Here is a 25,452-nt window from a genome sequence, read left to right as displayed (position 1 = left end):
TTCCCGTGACTTCCCTCCGCCTCCTCGCCCCGCTCGCACTCCTGACCGCGGGCCTGTCGTTCGTCCCCGTCCCGCCACCGGCCGCCGCCCAGCCGCCGACGTTCGCCGCCTTCGCCGACGACTACTACGCCGCCCTGTTCGCCTGGGATCCCAACCAGGCGACCTACGCCGGCGTACACGACTTCGACACCAAGCTCGCCGACTTCTCGGCCGACAACATCGCCCATCGCGTGGACACGCTCAAGCGCCTCCAGGCGCGGCTCGACACGCTTCGGGGTGGCAAGCTCACCGCGGCCGACAGCATCGACGCCGACGCGCTCGACCACGCCGTCCGCGCCGAGCTGCTCGACACCGAAGTGATCGGCGAGTGGAAGCGGAACCCGGTGCCGTACCTCGGCAAGCCGGCCGAGGGGATCGACCTGCTGATGAAGCGCAGCTTCGCCCCGCCGGCCGACCGCCTCCGCGCCGTCATCGGCCGGCTGAAGGCCACGCCGCCGCTCCTCGCCGCGATGAAGGCGAACGTACAGAACCCGCCGAAGGAGTTCGCCGACCTGGGCCTCATCGTGGCGAAGGGGTCGGTCGGCTTCTTCCGCACCGACCTGCCGACGTGGGCCAAGACCGCCGCCGGCAACGACAAGCAGCTGCTCGCCGAGTTCGAGGCCGCCAACCGCCCCGTCGCCGACGGCTTCGACGCCGCGGCCAAGTGGATCGAGACGGACCTGCTGCCGCGGGCGAAGGGGAACTACGCCATCGGCGCCGACGCGTTCATGAAGAAACTCGCCTACGAGGAGATGCTCGACATCCCGCTCGACCGGCTGCTGGCGATCGGCGAGGCGAACCTGAAGAAGGACCAGGAGGCGTTCGCCGCGACGGCCAAGCTCATCGACCCGAAGAAGACGCCGCAGGAGGTGCTGGCGTCGCTGACCGAGGACCACCCGAAGCCCGAAGACCTGGTGGCCGCCACGCGCGGCACCATCGAGCGCACGCGGAAGTTCCTGCTCGACAAGGGCATCGTGACGGTGCCGTCGGAGGTGCGGCCGACGATCGCCGAGACGCCGGCGTTCATGCGCACCGGCGGGTTCGCGTCGATGGACACGCCGGGGGCGTTCGAGACGAAGGCGACGGAGGCCTTCTACTACGTGACGCCGCCGGAGGTGGAGTGGGACGTGAAGCGGAAGGTCGAGCACATGCGGCAGTTCAACAAGACCTCACTCGACATCATCACCATCCACGAGGCGTACCCGGGGCACTACCTGCAGTTCCTGTTCGCGCGGCAGTACCCGACGAAGGTGCGGAAGCTGTACACGTGCGGCACGAACGTGGAGGGGTGGGCGCACTACGCGGAGCAGATGTGCGTGGAGGAGGGGTACGGCGCCGGCGACCCGAAGGTGCGGCTGGCGATGCTGCACGAGGCGCTGTGGCGCGACTGCCGGTACGTCACGGGGATCAAGCTCCACACCGCGGGGTGGACGGTGGAGCAGGGGAAGCAGTTCTTCATGACGGAGGGGTACGTCGAGGGCGAGGGGGCGTTCCAGGAGGCGCGGCGCGGCACGTACAACCCGACGTACCTGTACTACACCCTGGGGAAGCTGCAGATCTACAAGCTGCGGGAGGACTACCAGAAGGCGAAGGGGGTGGCGTTCACGCTGCGGGCGTTCCACGACGAGTTCGTGCGCCAGGGCGGCCTGCCGATCAAGCTGATCCGCCGCATCATGCTGCCGGGCGACACGGGGCCGACGCTGTGACTTGGGACCGAGGGACGGAGGGACAGTGGGACTCAGGGACCGGGAGACCTCCGCTTGTCCCTGAGTCCCACGGCCCCTCCGTCCCTAAATCCCGCCGAGCAGCCCCCGCGCCGCCAACTCCGCGAGCACCGCGGCGACGCCGTCCTCCACCGACCGCGCCGACATGTCCAGCGTCAGCTCCGGGCTCGTCGGCGGCTCGTAGGGGTCGTCGATGCCGGTGAAGCCCGCCGCCTTCCCGGCCGCGACCGCCGCCCGCGCCTGGCGGTACAGCCCCTTCGGGTCGCGCCGCTCGCACGCCTCCAGCGGCGTGCTCACGTACACCTCGACGAACGGTAGCCCCGCGGCCTGGTGCGCCGCCCGCGCCGCGTCGCGGTCCTTCCGGTACGGGCTGATGAAGCTCGTCAGCGCCAGCAGCCCCGCGTCGGCGAACAACTTCGCCACCTCGCCGATGCGGCGGACGTTCTCCTCGCGGTCGGCGGCGCCGAACCCCAGGCCGAACCGACCGGCCGCGTCGGGGCCGTAGCCGCGCGTGTCGGTCAGGATCTTCGGGCTGGCGTTCAGGCCGAAGCGGACGTTGTCGCCGTCGAGGACGTAGGCGGCGTGACCGCGGTGGATCAGGGCGTGCTCGACGGCCGTGGCGAGGGTGCTCTTGCCGGAGCCGCTCAGGCCGGTGAACCACACGGTGGCGCCGGTCTGCTTCAGCAGCGCGACGCGGTCGGCGCGGCTGACCGTACCGGGGTGGTGGAAGACCTGCGGGGCGGGGAGTTCGGACATGCGGCTAACCTACAGCGCCGCCAGCACCGCGGCGTACCGGTCGCCGTGCGCCGTCAGCTCGAAGCGGCGGCGGTTCTCGTCCACCGCCGTGATGACGATTCGCAGCTGCTCCGCCGGCAGCGTCGGCTCCACCTTGTCGGCCCACTCGACGACGCACACGCCGTCGCCGGCGAAGTACTCGTCCACGCCGAGGTCGGCGAACTCGCGCGGGCCGGACAGGCGGTAGGCGTCGAAGTGGTACACCGGCAGCCGGGCCGGGTACTCCTGGATCAGCACGAACGTCGGCGAGGTGACCGCCGCCGGGTTCCGCACGCCGAGGCCTCCGGCGATGGCACGCGTGAGGTGCGTCTTGCCGGCGCCGAGCGGCCCGACCAGCGCCACCACGGCGCCGCGGAACAGGAGCGCGCCGAGCCGGCGGCCGAACGCCTCGGTGGCGGCGAGGTCGGGGATGTCGAGGGTCATGAATGACGAATGACGAATGACGAATGACGAATGACGAACCCGGGGATTCGTCATTCGTCATTCGTCATTCGTCATTTCCGAATGCGGTTGCGCTTGGCCGTGACGTAGCGCAGGTAGGCGTGCATGAACTCGTCCAGGTCGCCGTCCAGCACCTTCATCACCGCCGGGTTTTTCACGTCGATGCCGTCGCGCTCATCGCGGACCAGCGTGTACGGCTGCATCACGTAGCTGCGGATCTGCGACCCGAACGCGATCTCGCCCTTCGCGTCGTACCGCTGGGCGATGTCGCCCATCCGCTTTTGCTCCTCGATGGCGTACAGCCGCGACTTCAGCAGCGCCAGGGCGTTGGCGTAGTTCTTCGGCTGGCTCCGCTCCGTCCGGCTCTCGCCGCGCACCTCCACGCCCTTGTACTGGTAGATCAGCCGGACGCCCGACTGCGTCTTGTTCTGGTGCTGCCCGCCGGGGCCGCCGGAGCAGAACGTCTGCATCTCCAGCGCCTTCTCGTTCACCTCGATCTTGATGGTGTCGTCCAGCTCGGGCAGCACGTCCACCGCGGCGAACGAGGTCTGGCGCGTGTCGCCGGACCCGAACGGGCTGATGCGCACGAGCCGGTGGACGCCGATCTCGCTCTGCATGTACCCGTACGCGTACGGGCCGCTGATCTTGAACGTGACGCTCATGATCCCGGCTTCCTGGTTCGGCTCCAGGTCTTGCTCCTCCACGTCGAAGTCGTGGTCCTTCGCCCACCGGATGTACATGCGGTACAGCATCTCGGCCCAGTCGCAGGCCTCGGTGCCGCCGGCCCCCGGCTTGATGGTGACGACGGCGTTGGCCGAGTCGGTCTTGCCGCTCATCATCGCCTGCAGCTCGAACGCCGTGTACTTCCCCTCCGCCGCCACGAGCGCGGGTTCGAGTTCGGCCTCGAACGCGGCGTCCTCCTCGGCCAGCTCGGCCATCGCCTGCAGGTCGTCGGCCGCGGCGGTGAGCGCCTCGTATGGCTTCAGCAGGCTGTTCGCCACCTTCAGCTGCTGGATGGTGCTCTTGGCCTTCTCCTGGTTGTCCCAGAAGCCGGGTTCGCCCTGTTTCGCTTCGAGCTCGTCGCGGACTTTCGTTTTTCCAGCGACATCAAAGAGAGTCCCGGAGCTGGGTGAGGCGGGCGCAGAGCTCGTCGGTGCGGCGGCGGAGGTCGGGGTTCATGGGTGCGTCCTTCCACGGAATCGGGGGCGCGGGCCGCCCACCGGGTTGGAGAGTAGCATAGGGGGCACGGGTTCGGGGACCAAAGACCGGAGAGCGCACATGGGCCGCTTGGCGGGCAAGGTGGCGGTGGTGACCGGCGGCGGATCGGGCGTCGGCAGGGCGACGGCGCTGCTGTTCCTGAAGGAAGGCGCGAAGGTGGTGATCGCCGGCCGCGACCCGGCGAAGCTCGCGGCCGTGGCCGCGGAGGCGAACGCTGGCGACGCCCTCCGCACCGTCCCCGCCGACGTGAGCAAGGCCGCCGACTGCGCGAACCTCATCGGCGCCGCCACCGCCGCGTTCGGCCGCGTGGACATTCTCGTCAACAACGCCGGCACGAACATCAAGGACCGCACCATCCGCGAGCTGACGCCGGAGAGCTGGGAGATGATGATCGGCGCCAACCTGCACGGCGCCTTCTACTGCACGAAGGCCGTGCTGGACCAGATGTTCGCCCGCAAGGACGGCGTGATCGTGAACGTGGTGTCGGTGGCCGGGAAGCGCGCCAACCCGCTCGGCGGCGCCGCCTACGTGGCGGGGAAGTTCGGCATGGGCGGGTTCGGCATGGTGCTGAGCAACGAGGAGAAGGACAGCGGCGTGCGCGTCAGCAACGTGTACCCCGGCGAGATCGACACGCCGATCCTGGCGGCGCGGCCGCGGCCGGTGACGGAGGAGCAGCGGGCGCTGATCCTGAAGCCGGAGGACGTGGCCGACGCGGTGCTGTTCGTGGCGACGCTGCCGCCGCGGGTGTCGGTGCCGGAGCTGGTGATTAAACCCACCGCACAGATGTACTGGTGACGTGAAACGCGAAAGCCCACCCGCCGCGGCGGGTGGGCTTTCTCTCTCGCGCGTCACCTTCCCGAGTTACCCCTCGACGACCTCGATCGTCACGCACGACACGTTGTCCCGCGAGTTCTGGTCGAGCGCCAGCTGGCCGAGCCCGTCGGCGAGTTGCTGCATGTCGGCCGCCTCGCTCACCACCGCCGCGAGCTGCTCGTCGGGCACCACGCCGGTCAGGCCATCGGTGCAAAGGAGGAACCGGTCGCCGTCCTGAACCGGCACCACGGTCACCTCCGGGCCGTCGCCCACCTCCTTGCTGCCGAGGTACTTCCACAGCACGTTCTTGAACCGGTGGTCCTTCGCCTCCGCCGGCGAGATCGTCTTGGCCTCCACCAGCGCCTGCGCCAGGGAGTGGTCCACCGTCAGCTGCTGAATCTTCCCCTTGCGGACGAGGTACGCCCGGCTGTCGCCGACGCCGGCGACGAACAGCTCCCCGCCCTTGCGCCACACCGCCATGACGACGGTGGTGCCCATGTTCTTCATGTCCTTGTCGAGGGCGCCCATCGCCATGATTTCTTCGTTGGCCTGGACGATGGCCCGGCGGGCGACGGCCTTGACGAACTCGTGGTTCAGCGTCGGGGTCAGGTTCTTGCGGACCTCGCGCGGCACGATGTCGACGGCCCGCTTGCTGGCGACCTCGCCGGCCGCCTGGCCGCCCATCCCGTCGGCGACGATGGCGACCGTCAGGTCGGGGAACTGCTTGACGTCGAGCGAGTCCTCGTTGTTCTCCCGGTAGTTGCCGAGGAGGCTGCACTTGCCGATGTTCAGCGTGAACGCCATTAGACCGGTCCCCAGGCCCCGGGCGGCGACGGGGCGATCGGCCACACGTCCGCGGGTGTTAACTTCAACTTACATCGCGTGCCGGCGGCGTGCAACGCGCCCGGAGCGAATCCGCTGCCGCGGCCCACCGGTTAGGGTCGGCTTCCCCGGCAGTCGCCGGCCGGGTACACTCCCCGCCCTAACCAGGGAGGGTTTGCGATGCCGGCCGAGCGGGTGGTCCTCGTCCACGACTGGCTCACCGGGCTCCGCGGCGGCGAGAAGTGCCTCGAACCGCTGGCCCGGCGCTGGCCCGACGCGCGCCTCCTCACCCTACTCCACAAGCGCGGCAGCGTGCCGCCGGCGATCGAGCAGTTGCGCATCTCGCCCAGCCGGCTCAACCGGCTTCCCCGGGTCGATCGGTACTACCGCTACCTCCTCCCGCTGATGCCGTTCGCCGCCGGCTGGAAGGTGACCGACGCGGACCTGGTGGTGAGCCTGAGCCACTGCGTGGCCAAGAGCGCCCGGCCGCCGGCGGGGGTGCCGCACGTGTGCTACTGCTTCACGCCGATGCGCTACGCCTGGCACATGCAGGGCTCGTACTTCCGCGCCGCGGGCCTCGCCGGGAAGCTGAAGGCCGCCGCCGTGGACGCGCTGATGGGCCGCATCCGCCGCTGGGACCGCCGCACCGCCGACCGGGTGACACACTTCGTCGCCATCAGCCGCACGGTGCAGACCCGCATCCGCGAGTGCTACGGCCGCGACAGTGTGGTGATCTACCCGCCGGTGGACACCGACTACTACACGCCGGCGCCGGTGCCGCGCGAGGACTTCTACCTCGTGGTGTCGGCGCTGGCCCCGTACAAGCGCTTCGACCTGGCCATCGAGGCGTGCGCGACGCTCGGCAAGAAGCTGGTGGTGATCGGCTCCGGGCAGGACGCGAAGAAGTTGCAGGCGAAGGCGGCGCCGGGCATCACGTTCCTCGGCTGGCAGGCGGACGACGTGATCCGCGACCACCTGCGGCGGGCGAAGGCGCTGCTGTTCCCGGGCGAGGAGGACTTCGGCATCGTGCCGCTGGAGGCGCAGGCGTGCGGCTGCCCGGTGATCGCCTTCGGCCGCGGCGGCGCCACCGAGACCGTCCGCGCCGGCGGCCCGGACCCGACGGGTGTGCTGTTCGACGAGCAGACGGCGGACGCGCTGGCGGCGGCGATCGAGACGTTCGAGGGGAACGCGGACCGGTTCGACCCGCGGGCGGCGCGGCGCAACGCGCTGCTGTTCCGCAAGGACCGTTTCGAGGCGGAACTGTTCGGCTACCTGGACGCCCTCACCGACGGCGCGCCGGCGCGCCGGGCGGCGTAGCTCCAAGATCGGTTGCCGCTTGCGGCTTCGCGGTGGGCAGCGCGAAGCCGCAAGCGGCAACCGCAGCGACTCGCCGCCCCCGCCCGCGGCGCCTACACTCCCCGGGTTCACCCGTCGCCCGGAGGCACGCCATGACACGGATGCTCGTCGCCGCTCTTGTCGCCGCCCTCGCCGCCACCGCGGCGCGGGCGCACTTCGCGTTCATCCTCCCGGAGGCCGACGGCGCCGCCGCGAAGGTCGTGTTCAGCGACTCGCTCGAACCCGACACCAAGGTCAACCTCGACAAGCTCGCCGCGACCAAGCTCACCGCCCGCGCCGGCGGCAAGGACACGCCGCTGGAGTGGAAGAAGGCCGACGGCTTCCTGGCCGTGAAACTCCCCGGCGGCGGCCCGCGCGTGGTGTTCGGCGTCACCGAGTACGGCGTGCTCCAGAAGGGCGACGCGGCGCCGTTCCGCCTGTGCTACTACCCCAAGGCGCTGGTGCTGGGCGCGAGCGCGGCGCCGGTCGGCGGGCCGCTGGTGGTGGAGGTGGTGCCGCACGGGGCGGCGGGGAAGACGCGCTTCCAGGTGCTGTACAAGGGGAAGGCCGCGGCCGACGCCGAGGCGACGGTGCTGGCCCCCGGCGGCGACAAGAAGCAACTCAAGACCGACAAGGACGGGTTCACGCCGGAGTTCGCGCCGACCGGCCGCTACGGCGTGTTCGCCCGGGTGACCGACGCCAGCCCCGGCGAGTACGCCGGCAAGGCGTACACCGAGACCCGCCACTACGCCACGCTCGTGACGGACGTGAAGTGAGATCCGGGTTCCGCCGCTCGCGGCGTTGCAGCGCCGCCAGCGGCGTATCGATTACACCAGCCCGGTGGCTTCCGCGAGCCGGTACGCAGCCGCGGCCCACACCGCAAGAACAACCAGCCCCGCCGTGCCGACCCACCCGGCCCGGCGGCCGCTGAACAGCCCGTGGAACGGGTACACCAGCCCGCGCACCAGCCCCGGGAACGACCCGCACACGCACCCGAGCACGCCCCACCACGCCGCCAGCACGCCGGCCGACAGGAACCCCACTCCCAGCACCTCGCGCACGGGCGACACCCCGGGGAACGCCGCCAGCACCCCGTCGAGCTTCGTCCGCACCTCCGGGAACTTCTCGCGCACCTCCCGGTCGGGCATCCGCACCTGCGTCGGCCGGCCCCACGACGACAGCACCGTCGGCCGCCCGGCCGCGTTCCACCGCTCGTACATGTCGGTGTTGTGAACTTCGTCCACCGTCCCGATGATGATCCCGATCGGGAGGGCAAACACGCTGGCCACCACCGTCACCGACACGATCACCACCGGCGGGTACAGCAGCCACTTCCGCCCGCCGTCGAGCGCCACGCCCTTGTCGGCGGCGCACGCGATGCCGGCGCGGGACAGGATGTAGCTCACGACCAGGCACAGCGGGAACAGCGGGAACGCGATCACGCCCAGCGCGAACGTGCCGAACGACAGGTACGGCAGCCGCCAGTCCTCGGGGCCGCGCCAGACGGCGGTGCGCGCCGCGCCGAAGCGCGACTTCAGGAACTGCCCGAAGGTCACGGCCGCGGCCCCCACCTGTGCCGTCACGGGCACCCGGCCGGGTGGCAGCCACTGCGTCGGCGGGCCGAGCCGCCGCAGCACGACTTCGAGCACCAGCAACTCGACCGGCCGTGCCGCCCCGCGGAGCTCGTTCTCGACGTGCTCGCGGATGTCCGCTTCGATTTCCGCCGAGTTCACGTCGGGCACGCCGAGCAGCGCCCGGCGCACCTGCGCGAGGTAGTCGTCGAGTCGGGCCTCCGCCGCGGCGGTCAGGCCCAGGGTGTGTTCGGCCGTCATCGCAGTTGCTCCGCGGAGGAAACCGCCTCGATTCCGTCGCGCACCGCCGCCCACGCCGCCCGCATCTTCGGCAACAGTTGCCGGCCGCGGTCCGTCAGCTGGTAGTACTTCCGCGCCGGCCCCTCGGCCGACTCGACCAGCGTCGTCTCGACCAGCCCGTCCTTCTTGAACCGGCTGAGGATCGGGTAGATGGTCCCTTCGCCGGTCACCAGCCCGTCCACGACGGAGAGCGTCTTGGCGAGGTCGTAGCCGTACATCCGCCGGTGCCGGAGCACGGTCAGTACGCAGAGCTCTAGCAGCCCCTTGCGCATCTGCGTGGTCCAGTTGGAGAGGAAGTCGGCATCCATGCCCGAACTATACGGCAATGCCAAGTAGCTGTCAATGGGCGGAACCTGGCGAAGCGCCGGTAAGGACCAAATCCCAATGACCCACCAATGACCAAGGAAGACAGCGGGTGCTGCCCTTGGTCATTGGTGGGTCATTGGGATTTGGTCCTTCGGCGTCGTTAAGACGCGACGGGGACTTGGATCACCTTCGACGGTGCCGGGGGCGTGCGCCGCGGTCGCTTCCACCACGCGATCACGCCCTTCAGCCGCGTCGTGAAGTCGTCCCACAGCGAGTACGCGACGGGCGTTACCAGCAGCGACAGCAGCAGCGACAGCAACTGCCCGCCGAGGATCACCTTCGCCATGCTCGCGCGGGCGCCGGCGCCCGGCCCCTCGCCGGTGGCGATCGGGATCATCGCCGCCACCAGCATCACCGTCGTCATCAGGATCGGCCGCAGCCGGGCCTCGTTCGCCCGCAGGATGGCCTGGTCCCGCGGCACGCCCCGCGCCCGCAGCACGTTCGTGTAGTCCACCTGCAGGATGCCGTTCTTCTTGACGATGCCGAACAGCATGAACAGGCCGATCATCGCGTACACGTCCAGCGGCGTCCGCAGCAGCAGCAGCGACAGCAGCGCGAACGGCAGCGTCAGCGGCACCGCCAGCAGGATGGTGATGGGGTGGACGAGGCTCTCGAACTGCGCCGCCAGGATCATGTACATGAACACGAAGGCCAGCAGGAACGCCAGCAGGAAGTTCGAGTTCGAGTCCTTCATGAGCTTCGCCTCGCCGAGGAACTCGTACCGGTACTCCGGCGACAGGTTCAGCTCGGTCACGAAGCCTTCGAGCTCGGGCAGCGCGTTCCCCAGCGCGATACCGGGGGCGAGGTTCGACTGGATGGTCACCTGCCGCTGCCGGGCGTAGCGCTCGATCGCCGCCGGGCCGCGCTCGGACACCGGCCGCGCGATGTTCCGCAGCTCCACCAGCTTCCCCGTGTGGGCCGGCACTGTCAGGCCGAACACGGCCTCCTCGCGGTCGCGGCTCGGCAGCTCGGCGCGGAGCCACACGTCGAACTGGTCCGGCCCCTCCTTGTAGCGCGTCACCGGCTCGCCGCCGACGAGCAGGCCGAGCGTCGTCGCCAGCCCGCGCACGTTCACGCCCTGGTCGGCGACGCGGTCGCGGTCGATGTGGACCTGCAACTCCGGGCTGCGGCTGGCGGCGTTCGTGTCCACGTCGGTGTACTTGCCGCCGGCCGTACGCATCTTGCGCACGATCGTGGCGGCGTACTCGTTCAGCTTCTCCGTGTCCGGCCCGCGGAGGCTGATGTCGACCTGCGCGTTCTTGAACGCCGACGACGCGAACAGGTTTACCTCCTGCACCGCGGCGCGCACGTCCGGGTAGTCGGCGGTGACGACGCGGGCGTCGGCCATCGCGTCGCGCTGGCTGAACTCGCGCTGTCGTAGGTCGGTCATGCGGCAGTAGATCAGCGCCCGCGTCACGTCGCCCTGGCCCTTGGGGGCGCGGCCGTCGGTCGGGCCGATGGTGGTGAACACGTTCGTGACGCCGCGGACCTTCGCCAGCCGGCCCTCCATCTCGCGGCACGTGGCGTTCGCCTGCTGGAGGCTGGTGCCTTCCGGCAGGATGAGCGACACCTCGAACTCGCTCTGGTCGTCCTTCGGCACGAAGTCGCTGCCGACGAGGACGAACAGCACGGGCGTGCTGGCGAAGCACGCGACGGTGGCCAGGACGATGACCCAGCGGTGCCGCAGGCTCCACGCCAGCACGCCGACGTAGCGGCGCGTGACCCAGCCCCAGACGCCGCGCGGCGCGCCGTCCGCGGTCGCGTGCTTCGGCGGCTTCAGGAAGCGGGCGCACAGCATCGGCGTCAGCGTGAAGCTCACCGCCATGCTCAACAGGATCGAGAACCCGACGACGAACCCGAAGCTGTTGAAGAACCGCCCCACCTGGCCGCTCATGAACGCGATCGGGGCGAAGATCACCGCCAGCGACAGCGTCGTCGCCAGCACCGCCAGCGCGATCTCCTTCGTCGCCGCGCCGGCCGCGTCCCACGCCGTACGGCCTTCCTCTTCCATGTGGCGGAACACGTTCTCCAGCACCACCACCGCGTCGTCGATGACGATGCCGACGGCGAGGATGAGGCCGAGCAGCGTCATGTTGTTGAGGCTGAAGCCCATCGCGTCCATGAACGCGAACGTGCCGACGATGCTGGTCGGCACCGCCGTCGCGGCGATGAGCGTGGTCCGCCAGTCGCGGATGAACAGGAAGATGACGCCGCTCACCAGCACCGCCGCGAGCAGCAGGTGGAACTTCACCTCCTCGATGGACCCCTTGATGAACTTGGACTGGTCGCGGATCACCTCGATGCGGATGTCCGGCGGCAGCGACTGTTGAATCTGTTCGAGCCGCGCCCGCACCGCCTCCGCGACGGCGACGGTGTTGCCGCCGGACTGCTTCTGCACGACCAGGCTCACCGCCTCGTCGCCGTCCAGCCGGCTCAGGCCGCGCTCCTCCTCCCACCCGTCGGTCACCTCCGCCACGTCGCGGATTCGCGTGATCGTCTTGCCGCCGGCGGCGTCGTCGCGCACGGCCACGACCAGGTCGCGGAAGTCCTCCCAGTTCTTGACGCGGCCCATGACGCGGGCGTTCTGCTCGCCGGGGCCGGCCGTCACCTTGCCGCCGGGGAGCTCGACGTTCTGCTCGGCCAGCGTCCGCCGCACGTCCTCGGCGCTCACCTTCCGGCTCGTCAGCTGGTCGGGCCGCAGCGTGACGTTCACCGCCCGCGTCTTCCCGCCGACGAGCACGACCTGCCCCACGCCGAGCAGCCCTTCCAGGTCTTCCTTGATCTGCCGCTTGGCGATCTCGGTGATCTCGCGGATGTCGCGCCGGCCGCTCACCACGACGGTGACGACCGGCGCCGCGTCGAGGTTGAACCGCTCGACCTTCGGCGGGTCGGTGCCGACCGGGAGCGTGGGGAGGATGGTGGACACGCGGTCGCGCACGTCCTGCGCGGCCACCTCGCCGTTGCGCTCGAGCTTGAAGCCGATCACGACCGACGACACGCCTTCCTTCGTGGTGCTGCGGAGCTCGTCGATGCCGGCGACGGTGTTGACCGCCTCCTCGATCGGCTTCGTGACCGACGACTCCATCTCCTCGACGCCGGACCCCTTGAGCGTGGTGGTGACGACGACGACGGGCACGTCCACGTTGGGGAACAGCTCGACGCCGAGGCGCGAGTACGACGCGAGGCCGAGCACCACCGGCCCGAGCACGAGCATGGTGGTGAACACCGGCCGGCGGATGCAGACGTCCCAAATCGCCATCACGGCCTCGGAAGGGGAACCCGGAGGTTTGGCCACAAAAAGGCACAAGAGGACACAAAAAATAGAACCAAGACCAGGTCCGGGTCAGAGTTCAGGTTTTGCTCGGTCTTCCTTTTTGTGTCTTTTTGTGCCTTTTTGTGGCCAACAGTCTGAGTTCTGAAGTCACGGCCGCACGCGGATCGTGCCGCCGTCCACCAGCTGCGTCTGCCCGCTGGTGATGATCCGCTCGCCGGGCTTCAGCTCGCCACTCACCTCCACCCAGTCGCGGTCGCGGCGGCCGACACGCACCGGCACCGCCCGCGCCCTGTCGCCGTCGGCCACGAACACCTTCGTCACCCCGGCGAACGTCACGAGCGCGGCCGGCGGCACCGTCAGCACGTTGTCGTCGGCGCGGGTCTCGACCTCGGCCCGGGCGAACGAGCCCGGCGGCACCTTCCAGCGCGGGTCGTTGTTCGGCACGTCCACCTCCACGCCGAACGTGCGGTTCTGCACGTCCACCGTCGGGGCCACGCGCCGCACCACGCCGCGGAAGGGGCGGTCGAACGCCTCCACCCGCACCGCCACGGCCTGCCCCGGCCGCACCTCGGGGGCGTGCTTCTCCGGCACCGCGGCGCGCAGCTTCAGCGGGTGACACACCACCAGCCGGAACACGTTCTTCTCCGGCATCGCCCGCACCATCTCGCCCTCCCACACCATCCGCTGCGCCACGACGTACCGGAACGGCACCGCCGGCCCCAGTGCCGCCGCCCACGCCGACCACTCGTCCGTCACCGGGGCGCGGACCACCGTGTCCTTCAGCCGCTGCTCCGCCTGCTCCAGGTTCGCCTGCAACTTCCGCGCGTTCACCATCGCCGAGCGCGCTTCCGTCTGCACCTGCCGCAGCGCCGCGTCGGCGACCTTCCGCTCGGCGGCGACCACGGCCACGTCCTCGCGCGAGCCGCCGCCGCGCTCCAGCAGCTTCGTCTGCTGGTCGAGCTTGCGGGCGGACTCCTCCGCACTCGCCCGCGCCCGCGCCACCGCGGGCACGGCCTCGATCAGCTTGCCGAGGTCGACGCCGGCGCCGGGCACGGCGTCCAGTTCGAGCCGGGCCAGCTCCGCCTCCAGGCCGCGCCGCGCGACCTCGACTTCGAGGCGGTAGTCGTGGTCGTCCAGTTCGAGGAGCGTCTCGCCGGGCGAGACCGAGTCGCCGATGTCGCGGCGGACGCGGAGGACGCGGCCGTCCACCTTCGGCGCGAGCGTCACCTCGCGGTACGGGTCGAGGGTGCCGACGACGCTCACGGTGCGCGGGAGGCTCACGGCCGTCAGCGGCACGACGGTCACGGCCACGGGGGCGGCGTCGGCCCTGGCGCCGGTGTCGGCGGCCTTCGGCGCGCAGGCGGGGATGAAGAGGAGGAGGAGGGCGAGCAGAAGCGACCGAGCCGGCCCCGTCCGGGGTCGGAGTTGTTGAGGCGCCAAGAACTCCGACCCCGGACGGGGCCGGCTCGGGAGGTGCATCGCCGAGTCGCGCGTCATCGCTTCCCCCTCGCCAGCAGGCCGCCGAGGATCACGTCCAGAATGTCCGCCGTCTGCGCGTCCGGGTCGGTCGGCCGGCCCGAGAGCAGGTTCGTCAGGATGGTGCCGTACAGCAGGTCGCCCACCACGGCGAAGAACCGCTCCCGCGGCACCGCCCGCAACACGCCCGTCGCCACCAGTTGTTCCCAGAACCGGGAATGCTTGCAGTCGTGTTCGTCGCCGTCCTTGCGGGCGAAGTACAGCGGCCGGTGGTGGTGCGGGAACGCCGCCCGCTCCTGGATGAACAGCTCGGCCATCTCCGGCCGGCGGTGGAAGAACCCGAGGTACGTCCGCACCGCCCGGCCGATCTGCGCCACCGGGTCGGGGTCGGGCGCGTCCAGCACCGCGTCCATCTCGGCGGTCAGCTCCTCCAGGCCGCGCTCGACGGCGGCGAGGAACAGCGCCTCCTTCGTGGGGAAGTAGCGGTACACGGTGCCGTTGCCGACGCCGAGGCGGTCGGCGATCACCTGCACCTGCGTCCCCGCGAACCCGAACCCGGCGAACACCTTGGCCGCGGTGTCGAGGATCTGACCCTTGCGGCGCGCCTCCAGTTCGGGGTCGCGCGGCCGGCCGGGCTTGCGAGGGGCAGTCTCCACGAGAGTCACCGCAGGAGAGGGGATAATTAACGGACGGGTCCGTCCGCGAAATAGTACCCACGGAAGTGGACGAAAACAAGCCGTGTTCGGGGCGCAGGTTTTAGCCCCGAAGGGGCGGCAGCCAATAGCCCGGGGCGTCAGCCCTGGGATGAACGGGCCGTGTTCGGAGCCCCGAAGGGGTGGCAGCCAGCAGGCTTCCCAGGGCTTGCGCCCCTTCGGGGCTCCGGCATTTGCTGGCGTCCGCCCCGCATCCGCGTTACCCTCAGCGCATGAACGCCACCCTCCTCGCGCTGTCGCTCCTCGCCCCGGCCCAGACACCAAACGTCGTCGTCGTGTTCACCGACGACCAGGGCTACGGCGACGTCGGCTGCTACGGCGCGAAGGGTTACCGCACCCCGAACCTCGACCGACTGGCGAAGGAAGGCGTCCGCTTCACCGACTTCACCGTGTCGCAGCCGGTGTGCTCGGCGTCGCGGGTGTCGCTCCTAACCGGCTGCTACGCCAACCGCCTCGGCATCCACGGCGCCCTCGGGCCGGCCGCGCGGCACGGCATCCACGCCGACGAAACCACCCTCGCCGAGGTGTGCAAGAGCAAGGGCTACGCCACCTACGCCGTGGGGAAGTGGCACCTCGGGCACCACCCGCAATTCCTGCCGACGCGGCACGGCTTCGACGGCTACCTCGGCCTGCCGTACTCGAACGACATGTGGCCGTTCCACCCCGAGGCGAAGCCGGGGGCGTACCCGCCGCTGCCGCTGCTCGACGGCGAGAAGGTCGCCAACCCGAACGTGACCGCGGCCGACCAGTCGCGGCTGACGGCGCAGTACACAGAGCGCGCGGTGCGGTTCGTGCGCGACAACCGCGACCGGCCGTTCTTCCTGTACCTGGCGCACTCGATGCCGCACGTGCCGCTGTACGCCGGCGAGCGCTTCCGCGGCAGCTCGCAGGCGGGCGCGTTCGGCGACGTGATCCAGGAAATCGACTGGTCCGTCGGCGAGGTGCTGAAGACGCTCGACGAGCTAAAGCTGGCCGAGAACACGCTGGTGATCTTTACCTGCGACAACGGCCCGTGGCTGAGCTACGGCAACCACGCCGGCAGTGCCGGCCCGCTGCGCGAGGGGAAGGGCACCGTCTGGGAGGGCGGCGTGCGCGTGCCGTTCCTGGCGCGCTGGCCGGGCCGCATCCCCGCGGGGAGCGTGTGCCGCGAACCGGCCATGACCATCGACGTGCTGCCGACCGTGGCCCGCATCATCGGCGCCGAGCTACCTTCGCGCCGCATCGACGGGCTCGACATCGGCCCGCTGCTGCGCGGCGAGGCGGGGGCGAAGTCGCCGCACGCGGCGCAGTGGTATTTTTACGGCACCAACGAACTGCAGGCGGTCCGCGCCGGGAACTGGAAGCTCGTGCTGCCGCACACGTACCGCACGATGCGCGGCCAGGCGCCGGGCGCCGACGGCACGCCGGGCCGCTACCGGCAGGTGAAGCTGGAGGCACCGGAACTCTACGACCTGACCGCCGACGTGGGCGAGACGCGGGACGTAGCCGCGGCGAACCCCGAAGTGGTTCGCCGCATGATGGTACACGTCGAGGCGGCGCGGGCGGAGTTGGGCGACGCGCTGACGAAGCGCACGGGAACGGGCCAGCGCGAGCCGGGCCGCGTGCCCGCGCCGTGACCGGAAACGAAGCCGGGGGCCGATCGGCCCCCGGTCGTGTGCGTCACGTCACCGCGAGCCTCACAGCAGCTCGTTCACGGTGGCGCGGTCGTCGAGGATGTACATCGGCCGGCCGGCGCCGTTGGTGAACGTGTGGGCCGGGTCGATGCCGATCGCCTGGTAGATGGTGCTCAGCAGGTGCGGCACCTTGTACGGCCGGTCCTTCGGGTACTCGCCGCGGGCCGAGCTGCTGCCGACCGCCTGGCCCATCTTCAGCCCGCCGCCGGCGACCAGCGCGCTCATCACCGGGCTCCAGTGGTCGCGGCCGGCGTCCGTGCTGTTCACCTTCGGCGTGCGGCCGAACTCGCCCCACACCACGGTGATCACGTCGTCCTGCATCCCGCGGTCGTGCAGGTCCTGGATCAGGTTCGCCACGCCGCGGTCGAGCACCGGCAGCTGCCGCTTCAGCGTCGTGAAGTTGCCGCTGTGCGTGTCCCACCCGCCCGTGCTGAGCGTCACGCAGCCGACGCCCGCCTCGACGAGCCGGCGGGCCGTCAGGAACTGCTCGACGCCCTTGTACCGGTCGCGGGTGCGGGGGTCTTCCTGCTTCAGGTCGAGCGCCTGACGGACGGTGCCGCTGCTGATCATGTCGAAGGCGCGGGACGCGAACGCGTCCATGCCGCGCATCGTGCCGGTGCCGTCGATCTCGCGGCGGACGGTGTCGAACCGGCCGAGGAGGTCGCGGCGGTCGCCCATGCGGTCGGCGGTGCCCGGCCGCAGGTTCTGGATGCCGGGGCCTTCGGCGGTGAACGGCCGGTGCGAGATGCCGAGGAAGCCGGGCTCGGTGCCCATGCTCATGCCGCGCAGGCTGACGAACGGCGGCACGTCGGTGCTGGCGCCGGCGCGGGTGCGGCTGATGACCGACCCGATCGACGGGTGCTGGCCGCCGGTGGCCGTGCGGTTCGTGTTCTCGGTGTACCCGGTCATCACGTACGAGTCGGAGTGCTCGTCGTTGGCGACCAGCGAGCGCACGATGGACAGCTTGTCCATCATGCGGGCCTGCATCGGCATGTGCTCGCTGATCTGGATGCCGGGCACGTTCGTCGCGATCGGGCGGAACTCGCCGCGGAACTCCACCGGGGCGTCGGGCTTCAGGTCGTACATGTCCATGTGGCTGGGGCCGCCGGGCAGGTACACCATGATGACCGACTTCGGCGTGCTGCGGGCGGGGGCGCCGGGCGCCTGGCTGGCGGCGCGGGCGCGGAGGACGTCCGCGAGGGTGAGCCCGGCGCCGAACGCGCCGACCTGGAGGAAGTTCCGACGCGACACGCCGTCGCAGGACTTCTGCTTGCTGCCCCAGAACGTGAGCATGGACGCGACTCCGAGAGGGTGGTGGTGTGGGGTGGGAGGTTGGGCGATACGGAAACCACCGGCGGGGACCGGACCCTCCGAGGGCCGGTTGAAAGTGATATTAGCTTCGGCGAAGTGGCGCCGCAACTCGAAACTTCGGCAACGTGTCGGGTCGGCTCAACAGCTCCCGGCGCGCGGGGAACCCGCGCGCCGGGGTGTGGTCAGCGGTTCGGCAGCGTGATGGTCAGCGGCGGCAGTCCGCCCGGCACGCCGGGCGCGACCGGCGCCGGCGGAGCGCTCATCGAGGCCGGCGGCAGGCTCGGCGACACCGCCCCCGGCATCCGCGTCGAGGACGACCGCTCGATCACCGGCCCGTCGGCGCCGACCGACGTGTCGATGGTCATGGTCATCGGCTCGGCGTGCAGCGCGAAGCCCTGGTCGGGCTCGTACTTCGCCATCAGCATCACTCGCGACACCGACGGCGTGTACGTCGGCCACGGCAGGAACAGCGCGAAGCTCTTGCCGAACCGCTCGTCGGTCGTCACCAGCCGGGCCAGCACGTCCTTCTCGAACGTCCAGCTGCCGAGCCGCACCGGCTCCGCCGTCCCGGCCCGCGGGGAGGCGTCGAACAGCTCGACCGTTAGCTTCCCGTCGGGGTTGGCGATGGGGAGCATCTTCTGGCCGCCGGAGAACAGGAACATTTGCCCGACCAGGCCGGGCTTGAACTTCCCCTCGGCGGTCGGGTCGGGCAGCTTGGCGATGCGGTTCTGCCAGTTCAGGTGGAGGAACGCCGCCTGCGTGCCGCCGCCGAACGACGGCATTTTCGTCGCCAGCTTCGCCATCCCGCTGGCGGCCGCGGGCACCGCCGCCGCCGGCACCGTCGCCGACGCCTGCTTCACGCCGGCGTCGGCGGCCGGCTCGGCGCCGGTCTTCAGCTCCACCGACTTCACGTTCCCCGCGGCGTCCTTGTGGACGTGGATGCACCCCGGGGCCAGCGCGGCCATCACGGCCGCGAGCGTCACCGACCGAAGACGTTCCACGAGCGGCCCTCCGTGGCCTGGGGGTTGGGGGTGGGCGCCGGCTCGGCCGGCGGGGCGATGGCGAACCCGCGGCCGGGCACCGGCACCGGCGGGGGCGGCGACGCCGGCGCCGGCGGGGCCGGCGGCTGCGGCATGGCCATCGTGAACGACGCGCCCCGCGCCGCGGCCGGCGCCGCCGACGTGGCCCCCGCCGCCGGGGTCACCGTGCCGGCGGGCGTGTACGGCCCGGCCGGCACGAACGGCGGCAGCGTCACCCCCGCGGGCACGGCGACGGCGCCGGGCACCTCGGGCACGGCCGACGAGAACGGCGTCGGGCCGGGGAGGGGGATCGCACCGGGCGTGGCCGGCGCCGGGGCCGAGTTGGCCGGCGGCAGCCAGTTGTCCGCCGGCATCCACGGCGGCGTCGGGCCGAACTGGAACCCGCCGGGGATCGGCCCGTTCGGGTTCGGGAAGCCGGGGATCGCCTGCGGCGTCGCCCCCTTCATCGCCGGCCCGATCACCTCCAGGCCGTGCCCGTGGTACCGGGCGATGTCCGGCACGCACCACTCCATCCGCCGCGCCTCCTCCGCCAGGATGCGGGCCTGGTCGGCCTCGTTGCGGACGATGTGCGGCGTCATGATGATCAGGATCTCGCGCCGCTGCACGTTGTGCGTCCGGTACCGGAACAGCGACCCGACGTACGGGATGTCCTGCAGGAACGGGACGCCGTTCTGCGCCCGCGTGTCCTGGTTCGTGATCAGCCCGCCGATCACCACCGTCTCCCCGTCGCCGGCCAGGATCGTCGTCTGCACCGTCTGCACGTTGATCGGGAACGCCGTGCCCGCGGTGCCGACCGCGACCGGGTTCGCCGCCGGGCTGGCGATCTGCGGCTCGACGCGCATCAGCACCTTGCCGTCCGGGTTCACCCGCGGCGTCACCCGCAGGGTCACGCCGGTCGCGGTGTACGTCACCCCCTGGACGGTGCCGGTGGCGTTCTGCGAGATGTCGCCCGGGATCGGGAAGTTCTGGCCGACCTGCACGTACCCGGTCTGGTTGTCCGTCACCTGCACCTGCGGCCGGCTGGTGATCTCGGCCCGGCCCTGCGTCTTGAGCGCCCGCAGCAGCAGGTTGAACGACTGGCTCTGCGCGCTGAACACGAACCCGCTCACGCCGCCGGCCCCGACCCGGCCGACGCCCAGGTTCCCGAGCCCCTGGAAGCCGACGACGCCCTGGTTGAACAGGTTGCTGTTCGGCAGCGCCGACACCGGCGTGGTGTTGAAGTTGAACCCCGGCGTGCCCGGCCCGTTCCCGGTCGTGCCGCGGCCGAAGATGATCGGCGTCTGCAGCCCCACCTCGGCCCCGAACTCCTCGTTGTTCGACAGCTGGATGTCGGCGATCGTCACCTGGATGACGACCTGCGGGGGGGCGGCGTCGAGCCGCTCGATCATCCGCTTCAGCTCGCCGAAGTACTGCGGGCTGGCCGAGATCAGCACCGTGTTGCTGACCGGCTCGGCCACGATCACCACGTTCCGCAGCAGCTGCTGGTACGACGTGTTGAACCCGGCCGGCGTGATGACGTTGGCGACCGAGTTGGTCATGAACGTCTGGAGGTTCTGCGCCACGTCCGCGGCGGCCTGGTTGCGCAGCTTGTACACGTCCATCATCCGCTGCGGGGCGTCCGTCGCCTCCAGCCGCATGATGACCGCGCCGATCGTGTCCAGGTCGTTCTGGCTGCCGGCCACGATCAGGCTGTTCGTCCGGTCGTCGACCGAGATGCGGAGGTCGATCAGGCTCGCCCCCGGGCCGGGGTCGGCGCCGAGCGTCAGCAGCGGCCGGGCCGCCGTGGTGCCCTGGTTCAGCCCCCCCTGCTGCTGGCCCTGGGCGCCGCCCTGCCCGCCGGGCGTCAGCCCGGTGCGGTTGGTGCCGCTGAACAGCTGCTGGAGGGTGATGCCGGTCAGTACCGCGTCGGCCTTCGTGAGCGTGAACACCTTGATGTTCGACGACGCGGCGGCGACCGTGTCGAGCGAGGTCATCAGGGCGTCGATCAGCTCGATCGTCTTGTCCGGGGCGGTGACGACGATGCCGTTGATCCGCGCCGCCGGGATGATGTGGACGTCCGCCAGGAAGCCGCTCTCCACCGGCTTGCCGTCGGCGCCGACGAACTGGAGCGTGTTACTGCGGGTGGACAGGCCGCCGCCGGACGTCTGCCCGACTTGCGGGACGGTGGCGTTGAGGCCCGGCACGTTCTGGCCGATGCCTGCGCCGCCGCCGGGCTGCTGGGTCAGCCCCTGGAGCCCCTGGAACGCCCCCTGCTGGCCCTGCCCCTGGAGCCCCTGGAGGCCGCCCTGACCGCCCTGGGCGATCGTGGCCAGGTTGCCGATGGCCCCGATGTTCCCGGCCCCGGTGACGCTCTGCTGGTACCAGCGCTGCGACGCCTGGAGGTTGGGGTTCACCGTGTTGGCGGTGATGGCCTGGATGAGGATGCCGGCCACCTCGTCGGCCAGGCCGTTGCGGAGGCGGTACACCTTCACCCGGTTCTTGGCGATCGACGTGGCCGAGTCGAGCTGCAGCAGCAGCGCCTCGATGTCGGCCATGTCGCTCGGCGCGGCCTGCACCAGGACGCTGTTGCTGGCCAGGTCGAACGAGATGCGGACCTGGCTGCTCGGCGGCCCCTCGTTCGGGAACCGCTGGCTGTACAGCCACTGGATCTGCTGGGCCACGATCTGGGCGCTGGCGTTCTTCAGGAAGATGCTCTTCGGCCGCACGTCGAGCCCGTTGGGCACGTCGAGCCGGTCCACCTCTTTGATGATGTCCTCGAACCGGCCCTTCGGCCCGGCGATGAGGAGGCTGTTCGTCCGCGGCATGGCGATGACGTAGACGTTCTGCGTGGCGCTCGGCGCACCGGTGAGGGCGCTCAGGGCGTTGCCCGGTGTCGTCTGCCGGGCCGAGCTCGGCACGATGTTCCCGCCCGGCCCCACCTGCACCTTCGAGAACACGGTGTTCAGCGTGCCGGCGATGATGTTGGAGTCGGCGTGCTTGAGCGACACCATCCGCAACTCGGGCTCCAGGCGGTTGCCCTGCCCGACGCGGATCGTCTCGAGCAGCCGGAGGATGAGCTCCATGTCCCGCTGGTCGCGGGCGGTGAGGACGAGCACGCCGAGGTCGTTGATCGGCGTGGCGGTGACGGGGCCGCGCGGCGCGGCCACGCCGACGCCCTCACCGGGGAGCGGCACGCCCGGCCCCGCCGGCAGCGGCGTGGGCGGCTGCATCGTCGGGGGCAGCGCCGGCGGCTGCTGCACGGCCGGCAGCTGGTGACTGACCTGGACGATGTTCGGTGCCAGCCGGCGGCGCGCGCCGGGCAGCGGGACGGGTTCGTTCATCACCGCCCCGGTCGTGAAGTACCACGGGTCCGGGTCGGTCTCGGGGTCGTAGATCGTCCGGCTCATCGCCGGGGGGGCGTCCTTGCCCCGGTAGTCAAAATTTACGGGGCCCTCCCCGCCGAAGCGGGCCTGTCGGCCTCCTCGTCCCCCCGCGGCTCCCCCGCCGGGTCTCCCTCCGCCGCCGCCGCCCTGGAAGCCGCCGCCGCCCGGCCGGGCTCCGCCGCCGCCGAGGCCGGGGAACCCGCCGCCGCCGCCGAGGCCGGGGAACCCGCCGCCGAGGCCGGGGAATCCGCCGCCGCCCATGCCGCCGGCACCCTGGCCCTGACCGGTGCGACCCTGGTTGCCAGTGACGCGGCTGTTGGCGCTGTCGCGGCCCTGCACCGCGTCAACCAGTTGCTGCAACAGCGCCGGGTCGATCCCCTGGATCGGCACCACCCGCACCACCTCGGCGCCGTTCGTGGGCGTGGCGCTGTCGAGCTGGTCCACGAGCGCCTTCACCTCGCGGAACAGCGTCTCGCTGGCCAGAACGACGAGGCTGTTGGTGCGCTCGTCCACGCCGACGGACATGGCCGGCGGCCGCTGCTGGTTGCCCTGACCGCCGCCGCCCTGCGGGACGAACGGGAACAGCGGGTTGACGCCGCCGCCGCCGCCGCCGCTCGGCGCGATCGCCGTCTTGAACACGTCGCGGACCACCAGGACCATGTCGGCGGCCTCGGTGTTCTTCAGCGTGATGACGTTCGTCCGCTGGATGGCCTCCGAGTCGGTCTCGCCGCTGTCGATGACGTTGGCGAGGAGCCGGCGGATGGTGAGCAGGTCGAGCTGCGTGGCCTTGACCACGATCAGCGAGTTGCTGCTCGTCTCGGCCACGACGCGGACGCGGTCCTTGGACGGCGTGCCCGCGGCGCCGCCGCCGAGGAGGCCGCCCAGAAGCCCGCCGCCGCCGCCGCCGCCGAGGAGCCCGCCGATGAGGCCGCCCGGCCCGCCGCCGCCGCGGCCGCCACCGCCCTGGCCGCCCTGGCCGCCCTGCTGCTGCGGGCCGTTGAACACCTCGGTGACCACCTTCGACGCCTCGGCCGCGCCGACGAACTTCAGGCGAATCACCTCGAACAGGTTCTCGTCGGGCTTGGCCTGGCTCGTGTACAGCCGGACCAGCTCGCCCACCAGCGCCAGCGCCTCCGGGTCGCCGCTCTCGATGACGAGGCGGTTGCCGACGACGGTGATGTTGACCGGCTTCAGCTCCTGCTTGGCCGGGTCGACGATCTGGGCCAGGACGTAGCGCGGGTCGTACGGCCCGGACGGCAGCTGCGACTTGCGGGTCCCGCCGTTCGGCAGCGGGGCCGGCGGCGGCATCGTCAGCGGGGCGGGCGGCCCCATCGGGTTGGTGCCGGGGATCGGCCCGGACGGGATCGGGTCGGTGAGCGGGCGCGCCGGCCGCGGCTGGAAGTTGGCCGGCCCGTTCGGCCCCGACAGCAGGTTGTTGATGATGACCGGGTTCTTGTTCATCCCCCGCATGGCGTTGGAAATCGCCTCGGCCAGGATGCCTGCGTTGCCGTTGTCGAACTGCAGCGTCAGCCGCGAGCCGGCCGGCACGTTCGGGCCGCCGGGGATGGCGTTGGGGTCGAGCGCGCGGATGGCGCGCTCGGCGTCGTCCAGCTGCGTCTGCGTGCCGCGGAAGAGGATGCCGGGGTTGAGGCCGGTCTGCGGCTCGAGCACGGGGCCACCGCCGGCGATGCCGGACGGGAACAGCTTGCCGAGCGTGGTGGCCGTCGTGGTCGGGTCGAGGTTCTGCAGCGCGATGAGCTTGGTGACCAGCGCCCCGTTGTTGCCCGCGACCGGGTCGCTGCCGCGGAGCTGGGCCAGCACCTCGGCGTGCTCCTCGGGCGTGCCGTAGACCATGATCTGGTTACTGGTCGGGATCGACTGCACGCGGATGGCCGGGTTCTTCTCCTGGATGATCTTGGCGATGGCGTCGGCCGTGCCCGGCGCGACGGCGTGCGTCCGCAGTTCCGGCGCCGCCGGCACGATCTCCTTCTGGTCCGGGCTGGTCTTCTTGTCGAAGTTGGTGATGATCTCCTGCGCCAGCGTGATCTTCTCGGGCGGCGCCGTGATGAGGACGGCGTTGCGGCGGTTGTCCACGACGATCTGCACCGTCTTGGTGCGCGACCCGGCCGACGGGTAGGTGGTGTTGCGCGGGTCGCGGCGCGGGTCGTTGCCGCGCGGGTCGCCGCCGCCCTGGCCCGGGAAGTACGGGTTGCCGCCCGGGAACCCGAAGCGGGGGTCGGTCGGGAACGCCGGTGCGGCGGCGCCGGTCCCCTCGATGCGGGTCTGGTCGTCCTTGAGGAGCTGCTGCAGCACCGCGGCCATCTCGGGGGCGCGGCGCCACTTGCACACGTGGGTGATGCTCTCGGCCTGGCCGCCGCCCTTCTCGTAGTCCTCGAGCGTCTTCGAGATGCGGCTGATGTTCCCGGCCGTGTCCATCACCTGGATGGCGTTGGCGTTGGTCAGCAGCACGGCCCGGCCGAAGGGCGTGAGCATCTTGTCCACTTCGGGCATCACCTCCGACGCGGAGATGGCCTTGAACGGGCCGACGTTGCACAGCACGATCTCGGTCTTGCCGCGCTTGGACAGCTCGGTGTGCTCGATGCGCTGGAGCAGGGTGGGGTCGATCTTCTCGTCGGCCGGCTGGATGTAGAACGACGCCTGCCGGCGGATGATCATGAACTTCTGCGGGATCATCGCCTCGTTCAGGAGGTCGGTGACCTCGGCGAGGGTGAACTTCCGCGCGGGCCCCGGCGGCAGGATGGTGACCGAGCCGGTGGGCCGCACGGTGGTGACCAGGATGAGCCCGGTCTCCTTGCCGTACCAGTCGAGCACGGTCTGCCAGGGGGCGTTGTCCCAGCTGACGGTGACCGTCCGCGGCTCCTCGGCCTTCGGGGCCGGGGCGGCGGCCTTCGGGTCGGCCTTGTCCGGCGCCTTGTCGGGGACCGGGGTGGGGGCGGGGGCCGGCTGCTGGGCCGACGCGCGCTGGAACTCGGCGACGACGACGGGCGGGGCGATCTGCGGCGACTGGGCCGCGGCGTAGGTGGTGGCCATGCCGAGGCCGGCGGCGGCCCACATGGCGGTCGGCACCCACCGGCGGCGCTTCCAAACCGGGGCGTACCGGGTGCCGTCGATCTGGCTCATGGACTTCCCCCATCCGACTGCGGGCGGGTCGGCGGCGG

Annotated in this window: 17 protein-coding genes; 5 read left to right on the top strand and 12 right to left on the bottom strand. The window is 71.1% G+C overall.

What is annotated here, in order from left to right; all coding sequences use genetic code 11:
• Positions 1 to 5: 5 nt before the first annotated feature.
• Positions 6 to 1,745, top strand: a complete 1,740-nt coding sequence (locus ETAA1_RS27765; RefSeq protein WP_238389311.1) for a DUF885 domain-containing protein — start codon at positions 6 to 8, stop codon at positions 1,743 to 1,745.
• Between the two features lie 84 nt (positions 1,746 to 1,829).
• On the opposite strand, the gene cysC is transcribed toward ETAA1_RS27765, so the two are convergent.
• The 3 genes from cysC to prfB all read right to left on the bottom strand — a co-directional run bounded on the left by cysC (position 1,830) and on the right by prfB (position 4,178).
• A complete protein-coding gene (cysC, locus tag ETAA1_RS27760) occupies positions 1,830 to 2,519 on the bottom strand; it encodes an adenylyl-sulfate kinase (protein WP_145243876.1) in 690 nt (229 codons plus the stop codon).
• A 9-nt stretch (positions 2,520 to 2,528) separates the two neighbouring features.
• Entirely contained in the window at positions 2,529 to 2,981 is a 453-nt protein-coding gene (tsaE, locus tag ETAA1_RS27755; protein WP_145243875.1) for a tRNA (adenosine(37)-N6)-threonylcarbamoyltransferase complex ATPase subunit type 1 TsaE, read from the bottom strand.
• A 71-nt stretch (positions 2,982 to 3,052) separates the two neighbouring features.
• Positions 3,053 to 4,178 (bottom strand): peptide chain release factor 2 gene (prfB, locus tag ETAA1_RS27750; RefSeq protein ID WP_145243874.1). Its coding sequence is split into 2 segments (ribosomal slippage): positions 3,053 to 4,108 and positions 4,110 to 4,178, totalling 1,125 coding nucleotides; the frame shifts between segments, so codons are not numbered across the junction.
• A 99-nt stretch (positions 4,179 to 4,277) separates the two neighbouring features.
• Here prfB and ETAA1_RS27745 point away from each other — a divergent pair.
• On the top strand, positions 4,278 to 5,012 hold the full coding sequence (locus tag ETAA1_RS27745) for an SDR family oxidoreductase (RefSeq protein ID WP_145243873.1): 735 nt from the start codon (positions 4,278 to 4,280) through the stop codon (positions 5,010 to 5,012).
• A gap of 66 nt (positions 5,013 to 5,078) precedes the next feature.
• Here ETAA1_RS27745 and ETAA1_RS27740 read toward each other — a convergent pair whose 3' ends face one another.
• Positions 5,079 to 5,834, bottom strand: a complete 756-nt coding sequence (locus ETAA1_RS27740; protein ID WP_145243872.1) for a PP2C family protein-serine/threonine phosphatase — start codon at positions 5,832 to 5,834, stop codon at positions 5,079 to 5,081.
• A 198-nt stretch (positions 5,835 to 6,032) separates the two neighbouring features.
• Here ETAA1_RS27740 and ETAA1_RS27735 point away from each other — a divergent pair, with 198 nt between their 5' ends.
• Together ETAA1_RS27735 and ETAA1_RS27730 are read left to right on the top strand one after the other, a co-directional pair.
• Entirely contained in the window at positions 6,033 to 7,169 is a 1,137-nt protein-coding gene (locus tag ETAA1_RS27735) for a glycosyltransferase (protein WP_145243871.1), read from the top strand.
• A 131-nt stretch (positions 7,170 to 7,300) separates the two neighbouring features.
• Complete coding sequence (locus tag ETAA1_RS27730) at positions 7,301 to 7,963, top strand: DUF4198 domain-containing protein (RefSeq protein WP_145243870.1); 663 nt, start codon at positions 7,301 to 7,303, stop codon at positions 7,961 to 7,963.
• Positions 7,964 to 8,014: 51 nt separating this feature from the next.
• On the opposite strand, the gene ETAA1_RS27725 is transcribed toward ETAA1_RS27730, so the two are convergent.
• The 5 genes from ETAA1_RS27725 to ETAA1_RS27705 all read right to left on the bottom strand — a co-directional run bounded on the left by ETAA1_RS27725 (position 8,015) and on the right by ETAA1_RS27705 (position 14,830).
• Positions 8,015 to 9,019 (bottom strand): HAAS signaling domain-containing protein, encoded by a 1,005-nt coding sequence (locus ETAA1_RS27725; protein ID WP_145243869.1) that lies wholly within the window; start codon positions 9,017 to 9,019, stop codon positions 8,015 to 8,017.
• Positions 9,016 to 9,366: a PadR family transcriptional regulator gene (locus ETAA1_RS27720; RefSeq protein ID WP_145243868.1), complete on the bottom strand. Its 351-nt coding sequence runs from the start codon at positions 9,364 to 9,366 to the stop codon at positions 9,016 to 9,018. Before ETAA1_RS27720 ends, ETAA1_RS27725 begins: the two co-directional genes overlap by 4 nt.
• A gap of 158 nt (positions 9,367 to 9,524) precedes the next feature.
• Positions 9,525 to 12,683 (bottom strand): efflux RND transporter permease subunit, encoded by a 3,159-nt coding sequence (locus tag ETAA1_RS27715; RefSeq protein WP_145243867.1) that lies wholly within the window; start codon positions 12,681 to 12,683, stop codon positions 9,525 to 9,527.
• Positions 12,684 to 12,845: 162 nt separating this feature from the next.
• A complete protein-coding gene (locus ETAA1_RS27710) occupies positions 12,846 to 14,195 on the bottom strand; it encodes an efflux RND transporter periplasmic adaptor subunit (protein ID WP_145243866.1) in 1,350 nt (449 codons plus the stop codon).
• Complete coding sequence (locus ETAA1_RS27705; protein WP_202920457.1) at positions 14,192 to 14,830, bottom strand: TetR/AcrR family transcriptional regulator; 639 nt, start codon at positions 14,828 to 14,830, stop codon at positions 14,192 to 14,194. The genes ETAA1_RS27710 and ETAA1_RS27705 overlap by 4 nt, the downstream gene beginning before the upstream one ends.
• Positions 14,831 to 15,099: 269 nt before the next feature.
• Between ETAA1_RS27705 and ETAA1_RS27700 the strand changes: the two genes are divergently transcribed.
• The gene (locus tag ETAA1_RS27700) at positions 15,100 to 16,503 is read left to right on the top strand and encodes a sulfatase family protein (protein WP_145243864.1); all 1,404 of its coding nucleotides are present in this window, start codon (positions 15,100 to 15,102) and stop codon (positions 16,501 to 16,503) included.
• A 60-nt stretch (positions 16,504 to 16,563) separates the two neighbouring features.
• On the opposite strand, the gene ETAA1_RS27695 is transcribed toward ETAA1_RS27700, so the two are convergent.
• From ETAA1_RS27695 to ETAA1_RS32465, 3 genes are all read right to left on the bottom strand, one after another.
• Positions 16,564 to 17,853 carry a DUF1501 domain-containing protein gene (locus ETAA1_RS27695; RefSeq protein WP_145243863.1) on the bottom strand — a complete coding sequence of 430 codons (1,290 nt, stop codon included), beginning with the start codon at positions 17,851 to 17,853 and terminating at the stop codon, positions 16,564 to 16,566.
• A gap of 200 nt (positions 17,854 to 18,053) precedes the next feature.
• Positions 18,054 to 18,872: a hypothetical protein gene (locus ETAA1_RS27690; RefSeq protein WP_145243862.1), complete on the bottom strand. Its 819-nt coding sequence runs from the start codon at positions 18,870 to 18,872 to the stop codon at positions 18,054 to 18,056.
• Positions 18,851 to 25,414 (bottom strand): secretin N-terminal domain-containing protein, encoded by a 6,564-nt coding sequence (locus ETAA1_RS32465; protein ID WP_202920456.1) that lies wholly within the window; start codon positions 25,412 to 25,414, stop codon positions 18,851 to 18,853. Before ETAA1_RS32465 ends, ETAA1_RS27690 begins: the two co-directional genes overlap by 22 nt.
• Between the last annotated feature and the right edge of the window lie 38 nt (positions 25,415 to 25,452).

This window comes from Urbifossiella limnaea, from assembly GCF_007747215.1.
Taxonomy (GTDB): domain Bacteria; phylum Planctomycetota; class Planctomycetia; order Gemmatales; family Gemmataceae; genus Urbifossiella; species Urbifossiella limnaea.
The sequence above is the reverse complement of the archived record's forward strand: the minus strand, read 5'-3'. Positions and strand labels throughout refer to the sequence as shown.